This window comes from Dryocola sharpae, assembly GCF_051307055.1.
GTDB lineage: Bacteria > Pseudomonadota > Gammaproteobacteria > Enterobacterales > Enterobacteriaceae > Dryocola.
Genome location: NZ_CP149994.1, coordinates 3,317,842 through 3,336,649 on the forward strand (window position 1 = coordinate 3,317,842; position 18,808 = coordinate 3,336,649).

The 18,808-nt window shown below is 54.5% G+C and carries 16 protein-coding genes and 5 tRNA genes; 2 read left to right on the top strand and 19 right to left on the bottom strand.

The window, feature by feature from the left end:
* Position 1 precedes the first annotated feature (1 nt).
* Positions 2 to 1,540: a multidrug efflux MFS transporter permease subunit EmrB gene (gene emrB / locus WLO31_RS15845; protein WP_435927593.1), complete on the top strand. Its 1,539-nt coding sequence runs from the start codon at positions 2 to 4 to the stop codon at positions 1,538 to 1,540.
* A 142-nt stretch (positions 1,541 to 1,682) separates the two neighbouring features.
* Positions 1,683 to 3,347: a 2-isopropylmalate synthase gene (leuA, locus tag WLO31_RS15850; RefSeq protein ID WP_435927595.1), complete on the top strand. Its 1,665-nt coding sequence runs from the start codon at positions 1,683 to 1,685 to the stop codon at positions 3,345 to 3,347.
* Here leuA and WLO31_RS15855 read toward each other — a convergent pair whose 3' ends face one another.
* The 19 genes from WLO31_RS15855 to mltB form a co-directional block, all read right to left on the bottom strand.
* Positions 3,348 to 4,106 carry an AraC family transcriptional regulator gene (locus WLO31_RS15855; protein WP_435927596.1) on the bottom strand — a complete coding sequence of 253 codons (759 nt, stop codon included), beginning with the start codon at positions 4,104 to 4,106 and terminating at the stop codon, positions 3,348 to 3,350. It lies immediately after the preceding gene.
* Between the two features lie 87 nt (positions 4,107 to 4,193).
* Entirely contained in the window at positions 4,194 to 4,709 is a 516-nt protein-coding gene (gene luxS, locus WLO31_RS15860; RefSeq protein ID WP_435927597.1) for an S-ribosylhomocysteine lyase, read from the bottom strand.
* A gap of 155 nt (positions 4,710 to 4,864) precedes the next feature.
* A complete protein-coding gene (gene gshA / locus WLO31_RS15865) occupies positions 4,865 to 6,421 on the bottom strand; it encodes a glutamate--cysteine ligase (protein ID WP_435930636.1) in 1,557 nt (518 codons plus the stop codon).
* 76 nt (positions 6,422 to 6,497) lie between these two features.
* Positions 6,498 to 6,926, bottom strand: a complete 429-nt coding sequence (locus WLO31_RS15870; protein ID WP_435927598.1) for a YqaA family protein — start codon at positions 6,924 to 6,926, stop codon at positions 6,498 to 6,500.
* Positions 6,923 to 7,489: a fructose-1-phosphate/6-phosphogluconate phosphatase gene (gene yqaB / locus WLO31_RS15875; protein WP_435927599.1), complete on the bottom strand. Its 567-nt coding sequence runs from the start codon at positions 7,487 to 7,489 to the stop codon at positions 6,923 to 6,925. The genes WLO31_RS15870 and yqaB overlap by 4 nt, the downstream gene beginning before the upstream one ends.
* Positions 7,490 to 7,788: 299 nt before the next feature.
* Positions 7,789 to 7,865: transfer RNA gene (locus tag WLO31_RS15880), tRNA-Arg, on the bottom strand.
* A gap of 199 nt (positions 7,866 to 8,064) precedes the next feature.
* Positions 8,065 to 8,141, bottom strand: a tRNA-Arg gene (locus WLO31_RS15885).
* A gap of 66 nt (positions 8,142 to 8,207) precedes the next feature.
* Positions 8,208 to 8,284, bottom strand: a tRNA-Arg gene (locus WLO31_RS15890).
* Between the two features lie 67 nt (positions 8,285 to 8,351).
* A tRNA-Arg gene (locus WLO31_RS15895) sits at positions 8,352 to 8,428 on the bottom strand.
* Positions 8,429 to 8,432: 4 nt separating this feature from the next.
* Positions 8,433 to 8,525 (bottom strand) — tRNA-Ser (locus WLO31_RS15900).
* A gap of 326 nt (positions 8,526 to 8,851) precedes the next feature.
* Positions 8,852 to 9,037 (bottom strand): carbon storage regulator CsrA, encoded by a 186-nt coding sequence (csrA, locus tag WLO31_RS15905; protein ID WP_013574027.1) that lies wholly within the window; start codon positions 9,035 to 9,037, stop codon positions 8,852 to 8,854.
* A 249-nt stretch (positions 9,038 to 9,286) separates the two neighbouring features.
* Positions 9,287 to 11,914 carry an alanine--tRNA ligase gene (gene alaS / locus WLO31_RS15910; protein WP_435927600.1) on the bottom strand — a complete coding sequence of 876 codons (2,628 nt, stop codon included), beginning with the start codon at positions 11,912 to 11,914 and terminating at the stop codon, positions 9,287 to 9,289.
* Between the two features lie 139 nt (positions 11,915 to 12,053).
* Positions 12,054 to 12,566 carry a recombination regulator RecX gene (gene recX, locus WLO31_RS15915; protein WP_435927601.1) on the bottom strand — a complete coding sequence of 171 codons (513 nt, stop codon included), beginning with the start codon at positions 12,564 to 12,566 and terminating at the stop codon, positions 12,054 to 12,056.
* A gap of 83 nt (positions 12,567 to 12,649) precedes the next feature.
* Positions 12,650 to 13,714: a recombinase RecA gene (gene recA / locus WLO31_RS15920; protein WP_435927602.1), complete on the bottom strand. Its 1,065-nt coding sequence runs from the start codon at positions 13,712 to 13,714 to the stop codon at positions 12,650 to 12,652.
* A gap of 83 nt (positions 13,715 to 13,797) precedes the next feature.
* A complete protein-coding gene (gene pncC / locus WLO31_RS15925) occupies positions 13,798 to 14,307 on the bottom strand; it encodes a nicotinamide-nucleotide amidase (RefSeq protein WP_435927604.1) in 510 nt (169 codons plus the stop codon).
* Between the two features lie 130 nt (positions 14,308 to 14,437).
* Complete coding sequence (locus WLO31_RS15930) at positions 14,438 to 15,316, bottom strand: metal ABC transporter substrate-binding protein (RefSeq protein ID WP_435927605.1); 879 nt, start codon at positions 15,314 to 15,316, stop codon at positions 14,438 to 14,440.
* Positions 15,313 to 16,197, bottom strand: a complete 885-nt coding sequence (locus WLO31_RS15935) for a metal ABC transporter permease (protein ID WP_435927606.1) — start codon at positions 16,195 to 16,197, stop codon at positions 15,313 to 15,315. The genes WLO31_RS15930 and WLO31_RS15935 overlap by 4 nt, the downstream gene beginning before the upstream one ends.
* Positions 16,194 to 16,889, bottom strand: a complete 696-nt coding sequence (locus WLO31_RS15940; protein WP_435927608.1) for a metal ABC transporter ATP-binding protein — start codon at positions 16,887 to 16,889, stop codon at positions 16,194 to 16,196. The genes WLO31_RS15935 and WLO31_RS15940 overlap by 4 nt, the downstream gene beginning before the upstream one ends.
* Before the next feature lie 246 nt (positions 16,890 to 17,135).
* On the bottom strand, positions 17,136 to 18,212 hold the full coding sequence (mltB, locus tag WLO31_RS15945; RefSeq protein ID WP_435927609.1) for a lytic murein transglycosylase B: 1,077 nt from the start codon (positions 18,210 to 18,212) through the stop codon (positions 17,136 to 17,138).
* Positions 18,213 to 18,808: the final 596 nt, after the last annotated feature.

Consider the following 18,808-nt stretch of genomic DNA (forward strand, 5'->3'; position numbering starts at 1 on the left):
TATGGCACAGCAAAAACCGCTAGAAGGTGCCCAGCTGGTCATCATGACCATCGCGTTATCGATGGCGACCTTTATGCAGGTGCTGGACTCCACCATCGCTAACGTGGCGATCCCGACGATTGCCGGTAACCTTGGCTCATCCATGAGCCAGGGGACGTGGGTGATCACCTCGTTTGGCGTGGCAAACGCCATCTCGATCCCTCTGACCGGCTGGCTCGCCAAACGCATCGGCGAAGTCAAACTGTTCATGTGGTCGACGATACTGTTTGTTATCGCCTCCTGGGCGTGCGGGGTGTCCAACAGCCTGGAAATGCTGATCTTCTTCCGCGTCATCCAGGGGGTGGTCGCCGGGCCGCTAATCCCGCTGTCGCAGAGCCTGCTGCTCAATAACTATCCGCCGGCAAAGCGAAGCATCGCGCTGGCCTTATGGTCGATGACGGTGATCGTTGCGCCTATCTGCGGGCCAATTCTCGGCGGCTATATCAGCGATAACTATCACTGGGGCTGGATCTTCTTTATCAACGTGCCGATTGGCGCCGCGGTAGTGCTGATGACCCTGCAAACGCTGCGTGGCCGCGAAACCAGGACGGAACAGCGCCGCATTGACGCCATCGGTCTTGCGCTGCTGGTGGTCGGTATCGGTAGCCTGCAGATCATGCTCGACCGGGGTAAAGAGCTGGACTGGTTTAACTCGACGGAAATCGTGGTGCTGACCGCGGTAGCGGTGGTAACGATAAGCTTCCTGATTGTCTGGGAGCTGACCGACGATAGCCCGATAGTCGACCTGTCGCTGTTTAAGTCGCGAAACTTTACCATCGGCTGCCTGTGCATCAGCCTTGCCTATATGCTCTACTTCGGCGCGATTGTATTGCTGCCGCAGCTTTTGCAGGAGGTATACGGCTATACGGCGACCTGGGCGGGTCTGGCATCGGCGCCGGTTGGGCTGATTCCGGTGCTGCTGTCGCCGATAATCGGCCGCTTCGCGCATAAGCTTGATATGCGGCGGCTGGTCACGTTCAGCTTTATTATGTACGCGGTCTGCTTCTACTGGCGAGCCTGGACCTTCGAACCAGGAATGGATTTTGGCGCCTCGGCCTGGCCGCAGTTTATTCAGGGCTTCGCCGTGGCCTGCTTCTTTATGCCGCTGACGACCATTACCCTCTCCGGCCTGCCTCCGGAACGTATGGCCGCGGCATCGAGCCTGTCGAACTTTACCCGTACGCTTGCCGGTTCCATTGGCACATCGATTACGACAACGCTGTGGACCAACCGCGAAGCGCTGCACCATGCGCAGTTAACGGAATCGGTCACGCCGTATAATCCGAATGCGGTGGAAGCCTATAACCAGCTGCAGGGCTTAGGGATGACGCAGCAGCAGGCTTCCGGCTATATCGCGCAGCAGATAACCAACCAGGGGCTGATTATCTCGGCCAACGAGATATTCTGGATATCAGCAGGCATTTTCCTTCTGCTGTTAGGCCTGATTTGGTTCGCCAAACCGCCGTTTGGCGCGGGCGGCGGCGGAAGCGGCGCGCACTAGCGTAGAAGGTTAAAGGGGCCAGGCGGCTCCTTTTTTTATTGGTCATCTGGCGGATTCGCAGCACAAGTTGTCAGTTTTGCATCGGTAATCTCCGCCCTGAGTTGGCAGGATAAAGGCTGACCCACGGCCCAGGAGAACCGCCATGCTGCAAGACCCGTCGCAAAAATACCTTCCCCATCCACCCATTTCCCTGCCGGATCGCCAGTGGCCCGACAGGCAGTTAACCCACGCGCCGCGCTGGCTTTCCACCGACCTGCGCGACGGCAACCAGGCGCTGGCCGAACCGATGGACGGCGCACGCAAGCTACGTTTCTGGGAACAGCTCCTCAAATGCGGATTTAAAGAGATCGAAGTCGCCTTCCCGTCCGCCTCGGAGACAGATTTTCAGTTCGTTCGCCAGCTGATTGAAGAACAGCGCATACCGGAGGATGTCACCATTCAGGTGCTGACCCAGGCGCGCAGCGATCTTATTGAACGCACCTTTGCGGCGCTCGCTGGCGCAAATCGCGCCACGGTGCACCTTTATAACGCTACGGCGCCGCTCTTCCGTCGCCTGGTATTCCGCCAGAGCAAAGCAGAAATTATCCAGCTGGCGGTCAGCGCTACGCGCCAGATCCGGGCGTTGTGTGAAGCAAACCCGCAGACCAGGTGGAGCTATGAATACTCCCCGGAAACCTTTTGCTTTACCGAGCCTGATTTCGCCCTGCAAATCTGCGAGGCGGTGGCCGATGTCTGGGAGCCCTGCGCGCAAAGGCCGATGATCGTCAACCTGCCCGCGACCGTGGAGGTCAATACGCCAAACGTCTATGCCGATCAGATTGAGTATTTCTGTCGTCACTTTTCACGACGCAGCGCGGTATGTATCAGTATTCATCCTCATAATGACCGCGGAAGCGGTGTCGCGAGCGCCGAACTGGCGTTGCTGGCGGGCGCCGACCGGGTGGAGGGCTGTCTTTTCGGCAACGGCGAACGCACCGGAAACGTCTGCCTCGTGACGCTTGCGATGAACCTCTACAGCCAGGGGATTTCCCCGCAGCTGGACTTCAGCGATATGAAACAGCTCGTGGAGCTGGTGGAACAGTGCAATCAGCTACCGGTACATCCCCGTCATCCTTACGCCGGGAAGCTCGCCTTTACCGCGTTCTCCGGCTCGCATCAGGATGCCATCAAAAAGGGCTTTACGGCTCGCCAGCAGTCCACCTCGCCGCTCTGGGAGATGCCCTATCTGCCTGTCGATCCCGATGATATCGGCTGCAGCTACGAAGCGGTGATCCGCATAAACAGCCAGTCAGGGAAAAGCGGCGCCGCGTGGATGCTGGAGCAAAATCATGGGCTGGTGTTGCCGCGCAGCCTGCAACAGGATTTTAGCCGCCACGTGCAGCGACAAACTGACCGGGACGGCAATGAGATGACGCTGAGCGCGCTCTGGCAGCTGTTTCGCGAGCTGTATGGCCCGCAGCAGAGCGCCGGACGGCAGCTTCTGGATTACCGCAGCGAAAGTCAGGCGGAAGGTGTGCTGTCGTTACAGGCGCGAATTCAGACCGCAGAAGGCATTCTGCGCTTACAGGGGAAAGGCAACGGGCTGCTTTCCGCCGCTACCGATGCGTTGAAAACGCAGTTTAATATCGCTTTTGCTATTGAAGATTATCATGAACATACGCTTGGCAGGCACAGCGAGAGCCGCTCGGCGGCCTACATCCGCCTGACGTTTGCTAAAGGCGAAAGCCGCTGGGGCGTGGGGATCGACAACGATGTGGCGCGCGCCTCCCTGCAAGCGTTGCTTAACGCTCTGCCGCGGCACGGCTAGTCACAGGAAATAGTCGCTTGGCGAGACTCCGAGGGTACGGCGAAACATCGCGCTGAAAGCGCTGTGGCTTTCGTATCCCAGCTCCAGCGCCACACGCAGTACCGACTGACCCTGAGCAAGGCGGCTTAAGGCTTCCATCAGCCTTGCCCGGCGCACCCATTCGCCATACGCCAGGCCGGTTTGCTGGCGGAAATGGCGCAGCAGGGTCCGTTGGCTAACGTTGAGCCGCCTTGCCGCCAGCGCCGTCGTCCATGACCGACCTGGTTCGGCCTGGATCTGACGGCATAACGCCTGCAGATTTGCGGTTTCAGGCTCCGGCAGGTTAAAGGGCAGCGCCGTCATGACGCGGATCTCATCGAGAATCAGCTCGTAGATCCGCTCTTCCCTGCTGCCGGCGGCGTACTCTTCAGGTAGTTCGAGCGAGGTCACGATCAGTTCTCTCAGAAGCGCGGATACCTGCACAACCTGACACACGGACGGCAGATCCGCCCTTGCAAAGGGATCGATAAATAATGTTCTGGCGGCGACGTTTCCCGTCACATGGAGACGATGCCGCGTTCCCGCAGGAAGCCAGACGCCGCGGCCAGGAGGCACGACCCAATAGCCCTGTTCCGTTTCAACTCGCGCCACGCCGCTTAAGGTATGCAGCAACTGCGCGCAGTCATGGCTGTGCCAGGGCTCCATCGCCCCATGGGAATAATCATGGGCGAAAGGCACCAGCGGGCGTGTGGCAAAGCTGAACTGAAGCGAGGTCGACATAGTCTTATTTCTGAAGAAAAAGATGAAGATAGCATATGCCAGCGATAAAAAAAGGAGCCATCCGGCTCCTTTCTGTAACGCAAAGAGCTAGATATGCAGCTCTTTAAGTTTCTCTTTCGGCAACGCCAGTTCATCATTGCTGTTGACGGCAACGCCGTGCTCAATGATATGACGCGCGATATCCTGCGCTTCCTGCAAAGAGTGCATGTGGTAAGTCCCGCACTGATACACGTTCAGCTCAGGGATCTGGTTCTGTTCTTTAACCTTCAGCACATCTTCCATCGCCGCTTTCCAGGCGTCGGCGACGCGGGTCTCGTCTGGTACACCGATCAGGCTCATGTAGAAGCCGGTACGGCAGCCCATTGGCGAAATATCGATGATCTCGACACCGTTACCGTTGAGATGGTCACGCATAAAGCCTGCAAATAAATGCTCCAGCGTGTGGATCCCTTTCTCCGGCATCACTTCCTTGTTCGGAACACAAAAACGCAGGTCAAACACGGTGATGGTATCACCATGCGGCGTGTGCATCGTCTTGGCTACACGCACTGCTGGCGCACCCATGCGAGTATGGTCGACTGTGAAGCTATCCAACAACGGCATCTGGTCACCTCCGATAAGTGATTTTTTTTAAAATAAAATGAACCATTCTGTTTAACACGCGTCTGAGTATATGAAAGACGCGCATTTGTTATCATCATCCCTGTCTTCAGAGATGAATATTTTGGCCACATTGATTGTGGCCATTTTCTTTTGTATTAAGCCTGCTTCGCAAGCCATGAATCAAACGGCTCGGTATCACCGGCTTCCCTTTCACGCTGGCGCTGCCAGGAGGCGTCGTGCTCCTGCTGCAGGGCGTCCGGCGTCAAAATCTCCAGCTGCTCCTGAACTAATATCTGCCGATACTGCTCCGCCAGGGCAAGGCCCGTGCCGCCAATACCATTATCAATCATAGATCGTAGAATGCGTGCTGAATACGTCAGTTCAGGATCGTCGAAACAGGCGACCAGCCGATCGCATACGCGCTGGTATTCATCATTCCCGGCAATGCCATCGAGCGTTTCCGCTACGCGACGTAAATCTGCGAATAAATCTTTACCCACTTTCGACAGCGGATGCTGTGCGGTTTCGCAACCGATGCCAAGCGTCAGGCCAGGCTTACGGCCCTCAAGGATGACACGATTCCAGTTGGTACGCGTACACAGCAGCTCATCGCTGCTCATTTCCGGGGCATCGGCCAGCACGCACCAGATCATAAACAGGTCGAGGAAGCGAATCTGCTGTTCGTCCATGCCGATCGGGGAAAACGGGTTGATATCCAGCGAGCGCACTTCAATGTACTCGATGCCGCCGCGCAGCAGCGCATCTGATGGCGATTCGCCTTTTCCGGTCACGCGCTTCGGGCGAATCGGCGCATAGAGTTCATTTTCGATCTGCAGCACGTTGGTGTTGATCTGCAGTCGTTTACCATCCTTCTCCATGCCAATCTTCGCGAACTCCTCCGAGGGCGTTTTGATCGCGCTCTTCAGTCCTTTAACGTAAGTCGCCAGATCGTTAAAAGTAATACCGAGGTTGCTCTGGGCTGTACTGGTATAGCCCAGGTCGCTCAGGCGCAGGGATGTCGCGTAGGGCAAATAATTCATGCCGCATTCTGTCTTCTCAAACGGCAGCGAGCTCTCTTTGCCCTGCAGGAACGATGAGCAAATTGCAGGCGATGCGCCAAACAGATACGGGATAACCCAGCCAAAACGGTAGTAGTTACGAATCAGGCGGAAATAGCCGGCTGAAATCTCTTCTTTACCGCTCTGCGCATCTTTCACACCAAGACGCGCCTGCCAGAACTCCAGCGGCAGCGAGAAGTTGTAATGTACGCCAGAAATCGTCTGCATCAGCGCACCGTAACGGTTCTTCAGACCTTCACGGTACAAAGTTTTCATGCGTCCCATGTTAGACGAGCCATACTGCGCCAGTTCAATATTCTGACCGTCGTCGATATAGCACGGCATGCTCAGCGGCCACATGCGCTCTTCGCCCAGCTCGCGGGCAACATGGCGATGGATATCGCGCATAAAAGTCAGCATATGGTCGATGTCGCCATCCACCGGGGTAATAAATTCCAGCAGGGCTTCAGCGAAGTCTGTTGTGATCCAATTATGTGTCAGCGCTGAGCCGAGGCTTTCCGGGTGCCCTGTCGTTGCCAGTTCGCCAGTTGGCGTAACCCGCAATGTTTCGCGTTCAAGACCGCGTCGAATGCCTTTGACTACCTGAGGATGCTTTTCCAGCCAGGCCAGCGCCTGTGATACGTCCGGGATCAAATTGACCTCCCGCCTGTCGAATTCATTTTTATTAAGCATAATTGTAAAAGCTGACGATGAACGCGCACGCCCTCAATTATTGCCACCACGCCATGCCTTGTACCGTTGCAGCCGCAACAACGATATAGCGAATCGCTTTGCCAAGACATACAAAAAAGAGTACCGGTCCCCACGCCAGACGTAACCATCCGGCAAGCAGACACAACAGATCGCCAATCAACGGCAACCAACTCAGTAATAAAGCCGCCGGGCCAAATCGGGCCAGCCAGGCGGTTGCTTTCCCCTGCCAGCGCGAAGGTTTAGACTGTGGGAAAAAACGCCCCAGAATAACGTTAGTTAACCCTCCCAGGCTATTACCCATTGTTGCTATTAAAATAAGTAGCCAGGTTGGGCCAACGCCTGCCACCAGTAAGGCGACCAGCACAGCTTCTGAACTGCCGGGAAGCAAAGTGGCACTGAGAAAACTGCTGGTGAACAAAGAAGCCAGTGACAGCATGTCACTCACAGCAGGCGAACGTCCACGCCATACATGCCCGCCGCACGCGCCGCTTCCAGCCCAAAGTCAGCGTCTTCAAATACTACGCACTTCTCAGGCGCAACGCCCATCAATTCGGCGCACAGCAGGAAAGTGTCGGGAAAAGGTTTGTGATTTTTGACGTGATCGGCGGCAACAACGGCCGTGAAGTAGCGGCGTAAACCGAGATGATTCAGCAGCGCTTCGGCGATATCGTTTTCGCTACCTGTGCCAACAGACATCGGGCGGCGGCCATGCCACTCTTTCACCACGTCGATTAACGGCAGCGGACGTACCGTATCAAGCAGCATGGCCCTGACCGCCTGCGTTTTTTCCTGCGCCAGATGGTGCGGATCGAGATCGGCCTGGTGAGCGTCGATAATAGCCTGCGCAATGCGCCAGGTCGGTGAACCGTTCAACGCTATTATCGCCTGTTCATCAAACTGCATGCCGTAGTGAGACAATGTCTCATGCCATGCCTTGCGATGTGTTGGTTCGGTATCGAGGATGGTTCCGTCCATATCGAAAATCAGCCCGTCGTAACGTTCGTACATCTCATCCCTCGCCTCACCAAATGTCGAGGCGTTACTTTAGCGTAAACAGGTAAAGTTGTCGCTTATTGTGACGGAGTTAGTACAGGAGGTGATTATTTTATATACAGATATTTTGAAGGTGTGGTCGCGCAAGGCGCTAGAAATAGAGAATTTTTGAAGAGGAAGATGGTGCATCCGGGAGGATTACTCGCCGATGCTCGCCCTGCGGGCCGTTGCGTGAGCAACGTTATCCTCCCTGGCGTTCGCTGAAAACTTAACGTTCTCTGGAACACTACCATTTGCTGATGGCAGGGGGAAGATGGTGCATCCGGGAGGATTCGAACCTCCGACCGCTCGGTTCGTAGCCGAGTACTCTATCCAGCTGAGCTACGGATGCATCTGGGGTGCTGCTTTTGCTTCTGGCTCGATGCTGTCAGATAAACTTAACAACGTCGAAGAAGAATGCTGCATCCGGGAGGATTACTCGCCGATGCTCGCCCTGCGGGCCGTTGCGTGAGCAACGTTATCCTCCCTGGCGTTCGCTGAAAACTTAACGTCCTCTGGAACACTACCATTTGCTGATGGCAGGGGGAAGATGGTGCATCCGGGAGGATTCGAACCTCCGACCGCTCGGTTCGTAGCCGAGTACTCTATCCAGCTGAGCTACGGATGCATCAGGGGGCACTGCTTTTACTTCTGGCTCGATGCTGTCAGATAAACTTAACAACGTCGAAGAAGATGGTGCATCCGGGAGGATTCGAACCTCCGACCGCTCGGTTCGTAGCCGAGTACTCTATCCAGCTGAGCTACGGATGCATCAGGGGGCACTGCTTTTACTTCTGGCTCGATGCTGTCAGATAAACCTAACAACGTCGAAGAAGAATGGTGCATCCGGGAGGATTCGAACCTCCGACCGCTCGGTTCGTAGCCGAGTACTCTATCCAGCTGAGCTACGGATGCAAAATGGCGGTGAGGCGGGGATTCGAACCCCGGATGCAGCTTTTGACCGCATACTCCCTTAGCAGGGGAGCGCCTTCAGCCTCTCGGCCACCTCACCACACGCCTCTTTCGAGTCGCACCGCTGAACTTGTTTCTGCTCATCGGCACTGCGTGGCGCACATATTACTTTCCCGCACTTATAAGTCAAACAATTTTTCCCGCCCCGGCGTCAATTGCACAAATCACATGCAATTCGCATAATTTGGAAACAAAAAGAGTGTTTTATCAACAGGCAAGATCGCGATTCCAGAAAAAAAGCGTGCAAAGTTTTTCGCGGCTAATGGCGTGACAAGGATAAGTCAGAAGGGCTAACACAGGCAAAACTGGGAAAAGGAGAGAGAAGAAAAGGAGCGCCTCGCTAAGGGCTAGCGAGACGCAGTAACTTTAGTAACTCGTTTGTTGCGATTTTTCAGCCTGGATACGTTGGTAGATCTCTTCGCGGTGCACAGAGACTTCTTTCGGGGCGTTCACACCAATACGGACCTGGTTGCCTTTCACCCCAAGTACTGTCACGGTCACCTCATCCCCAATCATGAGGGTCTCACCAACTCGACGAGTCAGAATAAGCATTCTTTGCTCCTTGAAAGATTAAAAGAGTCGGGTCTCTGGTGTATCCCGGCATTATCCATCATATAACGCCAAAAAGTAAGCGATGACAAACACATAAAGTGTAAGCAGTCACGGCATTACATTCTGTTATGAGTAAGTTTAGCCGATATACTCAACTTCAACCTGACTTTATCATTATCGATAGTGTGCAAATATCCGGGTGCCGTTTCACAATATGACGCCGGCACCCGCCTGCACTTTATTTTTTACTTAGAGTTTAGCCGCAACCCAGGCTTCCACGCCGGACAGCGCGCCAGGCAAGGCAGCCGCATCTGTACCACCCGCCTGAGCCATGTCCGGACGACCGCCGCCCTTGCCTCCGACCTGCTGTGCAACCATTCCCACCAGCTCCCCCGCCTTCACGCGGTCAGTCACATCTTTGGAAACGCCAGCAATCAGAGAAACCTTACCTTCCGACACGGTGGCCAGAACGATTACCGCTGAGCCAAGCTGATTTTTCAGATCGTCGACCATGGTACGCAACATCTTCGGTTCAACGTTGTCCAGCTCGCTTACCAGCAGCTTCACACCTTTCACTGCTACTGCCTTGCTGGAAAGATTTGCGCTCTCCTGCGAAGCCTGCTGCTCTTTTAGCTGCTGCAGCTCTTTTTCAAGCTGACGGGTACGCTCCAGCACGGAACGCACTTTGTCGTTGAGATTCTGGCTGTCGCCTTTAAGCAGCTGAGCAATATCATGCAGCTGGTCGCTCTGCGTATGCACAATAGCCAGAGCGCCTGCCCCCGTAACCGCCTCAATACGGCGTACGCCGGCAGCAGTCCCTGATTCCGCCACGATGCGGAACAGGCCGATATCACCGGTACGGCTGGCGTGAGTGCCGCCACACAGCTCGGTTGAGAAATCGCCCATGCTCAACACACGCACATGGTCATCATATTTCTCGCCAAACAGCGCCATCGCCCCCTTCGCTTTCGCCGCTTCGAGATCCATGACGTTGGTCTCGATCGGCAGATTGCGACGGATCTGGGCGTTAACGATATCTTCAACCGCGCGAACTTCACCCGGCTTCATCGCTTCAAAATGGGAGAAATCGAAGCGCAGGCCTTTATCGTTTACCAGCGAGCCTTTCTGAGCCACATGCGTGCCCAGAACCTGACGCAGCGCCGCGTGCAGCAGGTGCGTTGCAGAGTGGTTCAGACGAATGCGAGCGCGACGCCCCTCATCCACCTCAGCCTTCACGCTGTCGCCAACTTTCAGCACGCCGCAGACCAGCTTGCCCAGATGACCAATTGCCTGGCCATATTTCTGAGTATCGCTAACGGCGAAGTCGATCCCGTTACCTTTGATTGCGCCTTTATCGCCAACCTGGCCGCCGGATTCGCCGTAGAACGGCGTCTCGTTCAGCACAACCACCGCTTCCTGACCGGCCGCTACCTGCTCAACGGCTTTGCCGTCAACAAACAGCGCGGTCACTTTTGCGTTCAGATCGAGATGATCGTAGCCTTTAAAGGCCGAAGCGGAATCCACGCGGATCATACTGTTGTAGTCGGCGCCGAAACCGCTGGACTCGCGCGCGCGGCGGCGCTGCTCTTCCATTGCGGCTTCAAAACCGGCTTCGTCTACTTTCAGGTTTCGCTCGCGGCAAACGTCAGCCGTCAGATCGACCGGGAAGCCGTAGGTGTCATACAGACGGAAAGCAGTTTCGCCATCCAGGGTATCGCCCTTCAGGTTTGCCAGTTCTTCATCCAGCAGCGCCAGACCGCGCTCCAGGGTACGGGCAAACTGCTCTTCTTCCGTTTTCAGAACCTGTTCAACCAGCGCCTGCTGAGCTTTCAGTTCATCGCCGGCAGAACCCATAACCTCAACCAGCGGGCCGACCAGCTTGTAGAAGAAGGTCTCTTTCGCGCCCAGCATATTGCCGTGGCGGATTGCGCGACGAATGATACGACGCAGAACGTAACCGCGGCCTTCGTTAGACGGCGTAACGCCATCCGCAACGAGGAAGGCGCAAGAGCGAATATGATCGGCAATAACGCGCAGGGATTTGCTGGCCAGATCCGTAGCGCCGGTCACTCTGGCAACGGACTGGATCAGCTTGCTGAACAGATCGATTTCGTAGTTGGAGTTAACGTGCTGCAGAACGGCAGCAATTCGCTCCAGGCCCATACCGGTATCAACCGACGGTTTTGGCAGCGGCAGCATAGTGCCATCCTGCTGACGGTTGAACTGCATGAAGACGATGTTCCAGATTTCGATATAACGGTCGCCATCTTCTTCGGCGCTGCCCGGAGGGCCGCCCCAGATGTGATCGCCATGATCGAAGAAAATTTCGGTGCACGGGCCGCAAGGACCGGTATCGCCCATCTGCCAGAAGTTGTCAGATGCGTAGGCCGCCCCTTTATTATCGCCAATGCGAATAATGCGCTCACGCGGAACGCCAACTTCTTTTTCCCAGATTTCAAAGGCTTCGTCGTCGGTTTCGTAGACGGTCACCCACAGACGATCTTTTGGCAGATTGAACCATTGTTCACCGGTCAATAATTCCCAGGCGAAGTTGATAGCGTCGTGTTTGAAGTAGTCACCGAAGCTGAAGTTACCCAGCATTTCGAAGAAAGTATGGTGACGTGCGGTGTAACCGACATTTTCCAGATCGTTGTGTTTACCGCCCGCGCGCACGCAACGCTGAGACGTTGTGGCACGGGAGTAGTTACGCTTATCGAGGCCCAGGAAAACATCCTTGAACTGGTTCATCCCGGCGTTGGTAAACAGCAAAGTCGGATCGTTATTCGGAACCAGGGAACTGCTCGCTACAACCTGGTGGCCTTTACTATGGAAAAAATCGAGAAACGCCTGACGGATCTCAGCGGTGCTCTTGCTCATAATTATCCTGAAATCAAGCTAACGAGGAGTTGTAAACCAGACATCACCCGCAGCGATGCTGAAGTGATGACCAGTTTACCTGGAAAAAAGTGGGAATAAGATAAGTTTTCTTACCGGGGAAGTAAAATCCCGTATGAGCCTAATCGGCAAAATTTCGGTAGATGCCCTGGATATCTTCCATAAAGAAGCCACGATACAGAAGAAAACGCTGCACTCTGGCACGCTCTTTCCACTCCGTCGGCAGCGGCTCACCGAACTTTCTTTCCGCCATTTCACGCGCTATCGCCTGCCAGTCTATTTCGCAATCCATCATGGCGGCTTCACCCGTGGCCCGGTCGATACCTTTTTGCTGCAGCTCCTGGCGAATACGCTGCGGTCCGTAACCTTTACGGCTGCGGCTGGCGATAAAACGAGCGGCGAACTGGGCATCATCCAGCCAGCGATGTTCATAACACCAGGCAATGACCTTTTCAATATCTTCAGGGGTAAAGGAAGGCCGATCTTGACTGTTGCTGCCAGGAAAAGTGGGTACAGCGGTTAGCTTGCGGCGGAGTTCATGTTCGCTGTGGTCGCGCATAGCGAGGATACGGGTGGCTTTGTCCAGCAAACGGGCATAGGCGTTGCGGCGGGGAGCTGAGCTTGATTCGGACATAACAGATGACCTGTTAAGAAGAATAAGATAAATAGGTTAAAGCAGAAATAAGCAGGGGCTGCCGTGGCAACCCCTGTTGAAAATCAGAACTCTTCGTTGGATTCAGCGGTATCTTTATCGTGATCGTCAACGGTAAAGTCCGGCGTAGCGTCCTGATTATTGAGCAGCATTTCGCGTAGTTTCTTCTCGATTTCTACGGACATTGGCTTGTTCTCTTTCAGGAAGTTACTGGCGTTGGCTTTACCCTGGCCAATTTTCTCGCCGTTATAGCTATACCATGCGCCCGCTTTTTCAATCAGCTTGTGCTTCACGCCCAGGTCAACCAGCTCACCGTAGAAGTTGATGCCTTCGCCATACATGATCTGGAACTCAGCCTGCTTGAACGGCGCAGCAATTTTGTTTTTGACCACTTTAACGCGGGTTTCGCTACCTACGACGTTATCGCCATCTTTCACCGCACCGATACGACGAATATCAAGGCGGACAGACGCATAGAACTTCAGCGCGTTACCACCGGTGGTGGTTTCCGGGTTACCGAACATCACCCCGATCTTCATACGGATCTGGTTGATGAAGATAAGCAGCGTGTTGGACTGCTTCAGGTTACCGGCCAGCTTACGCATCGCCTGGCTCATCATACGTGCCGCAAGGCCCATATGAGAGTCGCCGATTTCGCCTTCGATTTCCGCTTTCGGCGTCAGCGCCGCAACGGAGTCAACGATAATAACGTCTACTGCGCCGGAGCGCGCCAGCGCGTCACAGATTTCCAGGGCCTGTTCGCCGGTATCCGGCTGTGAACACAGCAGGTTGTCGATATCAACGCCAAGCTTCTTGGCATAAACCGGGTCCAGCGCGTGTTCAGCGTCGATAAACGCACAGGTTTTACCTTCACGTTGTGCAGCACCGATAACCTGCAGGGTTAAGGTCGTTTTACCTGACGATTCTGGTCCATAGATTTCAACGATACGGCCCATTGGCAGACCACCGGCCCCCAGAGCGATATCCAGTGACAGTGAACCGGTGGAGATCGTTTCGACATCCATGGTACGGTCTTCACCCAGACGCATGATGGAGCCTTTGCCGAATTGTTTTTCAATCTGGCCCAGCGCTGCCGCTAACGCCTTCTGTTTGTTTTCGTCGATAGCCATTTTTACTCCTGTCATGCAGGTGAATCACGAATGCGTCACGCTGCGTTCTTAATACGATTTGTTGAGCCAATTATACTGTATAGTCATACAGTATCAAGCTTATTTTTTAGAAATTCATCCCACAGGGTTTGCAGAGCATATTCAGTAGATTTGCGCCTGATTGTCTCGCGGTCGCCTGCAAAAAGCTGATGATGGGCAACGGTGCCATCCTGCTTTGAAGCAAAGCCGAACCACACGGTGCCGACGGGTTTTTCCTCGCTGCCGCCATTGGGCCCAGCTATGCCGCTAACCGAAATAGCATAGTCTGCACCCGCCGCACAGAGCGCGCCTTGCGCCATTTCCCGCACTACCGCTTCGCTCACCGCGCCATACGTTTCCAGCGTGTCGTTCCCGACGCCGATCATCTGATGTTTGGCATCATTACTGTAGGTAACAAAACCGCGTTCAAACCAGGCGGAACTGCCCGAAATATCGGTAATGACTTTGGCTATCCACCCGCCCGTACAGGATTCTGCCGTGGTGACAGTGGCCTCCAGACGTCCAAGCGCCTCACCCACCTGATGACTTAACTGACGCAACGTGTTGTCTGTCATGGCTTGCTCCGATTGTAAACCCCTCACAAAATATTACGATAGCACTTTACCGCGCTTTCAGGGGCTTACATCGCAAACCTCGGGATGGATTCCAGAAATGAAAAAGGCCAGCATACGCTGGCCGAAGGGATTATTTCATGCTGCCGGCGATAGTTTCCACATTATGCTTAAAAGCCATTTCATAAGTGCTGGCCGGTCCGCCAGCAGGCGATAAGGCTTCAGGATAAAGCTCCCCGCCCGGCTGTGCGCCGCTGGCTTTAGCAATCTGCTGCACAAGGCGCGGATCGGTCTGGTTCTCAATAAAATAGGTTTTAATATGCTGCTCTTTAAGCTGCTTAATTAAAGCAGCGACATCCGCGGCGCTGGCTTCTGCTTCCGTAGAAAACCCCACCGGCGCCAGGAAGGTTACGCCATAGGCCTTGCCAAAATATCCAAAGGCGTCATGGCTGGTCAGCACATGGCGGCGAGCTTTGGGAATGGCGGCAAAACGGGTTTTAGCCCAGCTATCAAGCAGCTTTAAGCGCGTGGCATATTCTGTTCCCGTCTTACGAATCGCGGGCGCGTCTTCCGGGTCGACGGCTATTAGCGCCTTCATAATGTTATCAGCATAGATCGCCCCGTTTTCAGCGCTGTTCCATGCATGAGGATCGGTTATCGTTTTGCCATCTTCATTCATGCTGCGCGTATCTACGCCCTGCGAGGCCACTATCACTTTGCCTTTGTAGCCAGAGGCGCTCACCAGCCGATCCATCCACCCTTCCATGCCCAGCCCGCTGACGATAACGACATCCGCATGGCTTAAAGCCACGCTGTCTTTCGGCGAAGGTTCAAAGCTATGTGGGTCGCCATCCGGGCCGACCAGGCTTGTGACGGTCACGTGCTCGCCTCCCACCTGCTTCGCCATATCCGCCAGCACGGTAAAACTGGTTACCACATTCAAATTCTTCGCCAGTGCAGCCTGGCTGAAAATGGTCAGCATCAAAGACAGCGCTATTCCAGAACGTTTCATTTAATCCCCTTATTGATTAATAGCCTGGCCCGGTATAAACCCCGGGTTAATTCACTACGTGGACCGAAAAGAATCGAGATAAAAAACGCGCCGCTGGCGGTCAGAACAATGGCCGGGCCGGCAGGAAGAGCGGCATAAAAAGACCACGCCAGCCCGAGCCATGCGCAAAACAGGCCGCATAACACGGCGATCGCCATCGTGACCGGTAAAGTTTTTGCCCAGCAGCGGGCGGATACGGCAGGCAGCATCATTAAGCCCACGGACATCAAAGTGCCGAGGATCTGAAAGCCTGCAACCAGATTCAGCACCAGCAGAGCAAGAAATACGCCGTGCAGAAGATGGGGCGTCAGGCGGCTATTGACGCGCAAGAAGGCGCGATCGAAGGTTTCCATCACCAGGCCGCGGTATAGCAAGGCAAGCAGAATCAACGTGGCGCTGGCGATAATGCCCACGAAGATCGTAGCCTGAGCGTCTACGGCGAGGATGGAACCAAAGAGCAAATGCAGCAGATCGACGCTGGATCCACGCAGTGAAATTAGCGTCACCCCCAGCGCCAGCGATCCGAGATAGAAGCCGGCAAAACTTGCATCTTCCTTAAGATTGGTGCGGGCGCTCACCAGGCCCGAAGCCAGCGCAACTACGACTCCAGCTACAAACCCGCCAATACCCATTGCCAGCAGCGACATGCCTGCCAGTAAATAGCCCACCGCTACGCCTGGCAAAATAGCGTGCGATAACGCATCCCCAACCAGGCTCATGCGCCGCAGCAAAAGAAAAATGCCCAGCGGGGCGGTACTCAGCGACAAAGCCAGGCACGCCACCAGCGCACGGCGCATAAAGCCGTAATCGACAAAGGGCGCAATTAAGAAGTGATAGATCATGCGGATAACGCCATATTCAGGCTTGCAGATTGATAGTGAGGCAGGATCTCTGCGGCCCTGCCCCAGCGACAGGATTCCGGGCTGAGCAGCAAAACCTGAGGAAAATGGCGCTTTACTAAAGCGTTGTCATGCAACACTGCGATAACCGTTTTCCCGGCGTCATGCATCTGACAGACCAGCTTCATCAGGAAGCTGCTGGTTTGCGCATCAACGCCGGTGAAGGGTTCATCCAGCAGAACCAGCGGCGCATTCTGCACAAGCAAGCGCGCAAAAAGCATGCGCTGAAACTGCCCGCCGGAAAGCGTTTCAATGGGCTGTCGATGAAGTTCACCCAGCCCGACGCGCTCGATGGCTTCACAAACGCGCTGGCGATGCTGGCGGTTAAACCCAGAAAACAGGCCGCGCCCGGGCCAGTTGCCCATGCAGACCACATCATAAACTGTCGCGGGAAACTGGCGATCCATCTCGGCAAGCTGCGGCAGCCAGGCGGCGCGGGGCGCGCAACCGCCCGCAAAAGAGATATGCCCGGATACCGGTGGTTGCAAGCGCAGCAGCGTTTTAAGGAGCGTGGACTTTCCGGTGCCATTGGCCCCGATAATCGCCGTCATACTGCCTGCGGCAAACGTACCGTTCAGGGGCTGGGTTACCGCTTTGCCGTGGTAGCCGGTAACAAGGTGTTCAAGGGTAATCATGGCAGCGCTATCGCCCAAAGTATCATTAACCACAGAAGCGACAGCAGAAGCAGAACGACAACGAAGCGCAGCGGAGCTGACGCGGTAAATAAGGTGCGATCGGAAGAGACTGGCATAACAGGCACTCAGGTTGCTTTGTTATAACATAACATAAAGCACGCTGAGCGCATTGTAAATTGCTGATTTACACTTCGTCTGTAACGAAGCGTGACGTACAAAAAAACGGGCCAACGGCCCGCTATTCGTTTACTGCACGCGGGCCAGCGCCACGGCCTGGCCCAGTTGCCATACTGCCATCGCATAATGGGTGCTGTGGTTATAGCGGGTGATGGCGTAAAAGTTTGGTAAGCCGTACCAGTACTGGTAACGGTCGCCCATATCCAGACGCAGTAGGCTGGCTTCCTGATGATTGCCCAACGAGCCCTGCGGGCTTAAACCAGACTGTTGCAGCGCAGAGACGGAATATTTTGTGTTGAAGCCGTTTGCCAGTCCCGGTACCTGGCCGGCAGCCGGCACCGCCACCAGATCCTCTTTCACCCAGCCATGTCCTTTGAAGTAATTCGCCACGCTGCCAATGGCGTCCTCCGGGTCCCACAGATTGATGTGGCCGTCGCCGTTGAAATCAACCGCGTATTCCTTAAAGGAGGATGGCATAAACTGACCGTATCCCATCGCGCCCGCGAACGAGCCCTTCAGCGCCAGCGGGTCGTCGCCCTCGTTGCGCGCCATTAACAGGAAAGTTTCCAGCTCTCCGGAGAAATACTGAGCCCGGCGCGGATAGGCGAAGGAGAGCGTAGCCAGCGCGTCAAGGATCCTTGTTTTACCCATTACGCGGCCCCAGCGGGTTTCCACACCGATAATGCCTACGATAATTTCTGGCGGCACGCCGTAGACCTGAAAAGCACGCTTGAGCGCGTCGTCATACTGGTTCCAGAACGCCACGCCGTTTTGCACATTATCCGGCGTGATGAATTTACCGCGATAGCGTAACCATGCACCGTTAGGCCCCGGAGGTGGGGCGGTGGTCGGCGCCTGCTGATCCATCAGGCGCAGCACATAATTGAGTTTTTTAGCCTGCGACAGCACTTCATGCAGCTGCTGGCGGTCAAAGCCGTGCTCGCTCACCATTTTATCGATAAATTTTTCGGCCTCGGCGTTATAGGCAAAGTCACCTGTCTGCATAAAAACATTATGCTGCGGCTGCAGCAGAAAACCGCCGGAGGGCGTACCTGTCGTTTGCTGAGTCTGCGGCTCGTTTTTCGGCTTGCTGCTGCAGGCGGATAACAAAACAAGAAGTGAGAGTAAGGCGGCTTTATAACGCATGTGCTGGAATATCCGTATGTCTGGCTGAAAGGAGTATTACTTATGGTAAATCAAAATCGCAGCGCGGGTAACGGACTCTGCGAGGTATTGCGAAGTTTTCCTGCGCGCGGACGGTGCACCACCGTAATATTCTGTGGTGTAATAGCAGGACTTTTACCGGGCAATAAACGTTGTGGAAAACGAAAATTTTTGACAGTCGCTAATAAACCCACCGATCTATAATTCAGCGAATCAGAAAGCAAACCAATATAAATAACAGCGGTAATCCAGGCTTTTATATAGCGATGATACCTTCGCACATAAGCATTGATCCCGGGCGTTATTGTCTTCTGGGAGCAAAGCACGCCCGCAAGGAAAAGCTACCACCTTAAGGTTTTAAAACACGCTTTAGTACAGACCTCACAAAAAACCAATTTATTTACCTACTAATATTGATAGGTGGGCGATCGTTTTGTCAGGTCCGGCATACACCGGACATTTAAAAAATATTATGCTAGACAATAAATAAATTAAAGAACAAAAAACCAATTTACCGGCATACAAAAGAATTAAATTAGAAAAACTGATAGGTTTTCCCTTTAATTTTATTCATAACT

Excerpts from the sequence above, each read along its gene's own strand:
- emrB (WP_435927593.1), top strand. The coding sequence starts at position 2 with ATGGCACAGCAAAAACCGCTAGAAGGTGCCCAGCTGGTCATCATGACC.
- leuA (WP_435927595.1), top strand. The coding sequence starts at position 1,683 with ATGCTGCAAGACCCGTCGCAAAAATACCTTCCCCATCCACCCATTTCC.
- WLO31_RS15855 (WP_435927596.1), bottom strand. The coding sequence starts at position 4,106 with ATGTCGACCTCGCTTCAGTTCAGCTTTGCCACACGCCCGCTGGTGCCT.
- luxS (WP_435927597.1), bottom strand. The coding sequence starts at position 4,709 with ATGCCGTTGTTGGATAGCTTCACAGTCGACCATACTCGCATGGGTGCG.
- yqaB (WP_435927599.1), bottom strand. The coding sequence starts at position 7,489 with ATGTACGAACGTTACGACGGGCTGATTTTCGATATGGACGGAACCATC.
- csrA (WP_013574027.1), bottom strand. The coding sequence starts at position 9,037 with ATGCTTATTCTGACTCGTCGAGTTGGTGAGACCCTCATGATTGGGGAT.
- alaS (WP_435927600.1), bottom strand. The coding sequence starts at position 11,914 with ATGAGCAAGAGCACCGCTGAGATCCGTCAGGCGTTTCTCGATTTTTTC.
- recX (WP_435927601.1), bottom strand. The coding sequence starts at position 12,566 with ATGTCCGAATCAAGCTCAGCTCCCCGCCGCAACGCCTATGCCCGTTTG.
- recA (WP_435927602.1), bottom strand. The coding sequence starts at position 13,714 with ATGGCTATCGACGAAAACAAACAGAAGGCGTTAGCGGCAGCGCTGGGC.
- pncC (WP_435927604.1), bottom strand. The coding sequence starts at position 14,307 with ATGACAGACAACACGTTGCGTCAGTTAAGTCATCAGGTGGGTGAGGCG.
- WLO31_RS15930 (WP_435927605.1), bottom strand. The coding sequence starts at position 15,316 with ATGAAACGTTCTGGAATAGCGCTGTCTTTGATGCTGACCATTTTCAGC.
- WLO31_RS15935 (WP_435927606.1), bottom strand. The coding sequence starts at position 16,197 with ATGATCTATCACTTCTTAATTGCGCCCTTTGTCGATTACGGCTTTATG.
- WLO31_RS15940 (WP_435927608.1), bottom strand. The coding sequence starts at position 16,889 with ATGATTACCCTTGAACACCTTGTTACCGGCTACCACGGCAAAGCGGTA.
- mltB (WP_435927609.1), bottom strand. The coding sequence starts at position 18,212 with ATGCGTTATAAAGCCGCCTTACTCTCACTTCTTGTTTTGTTATCCGCC.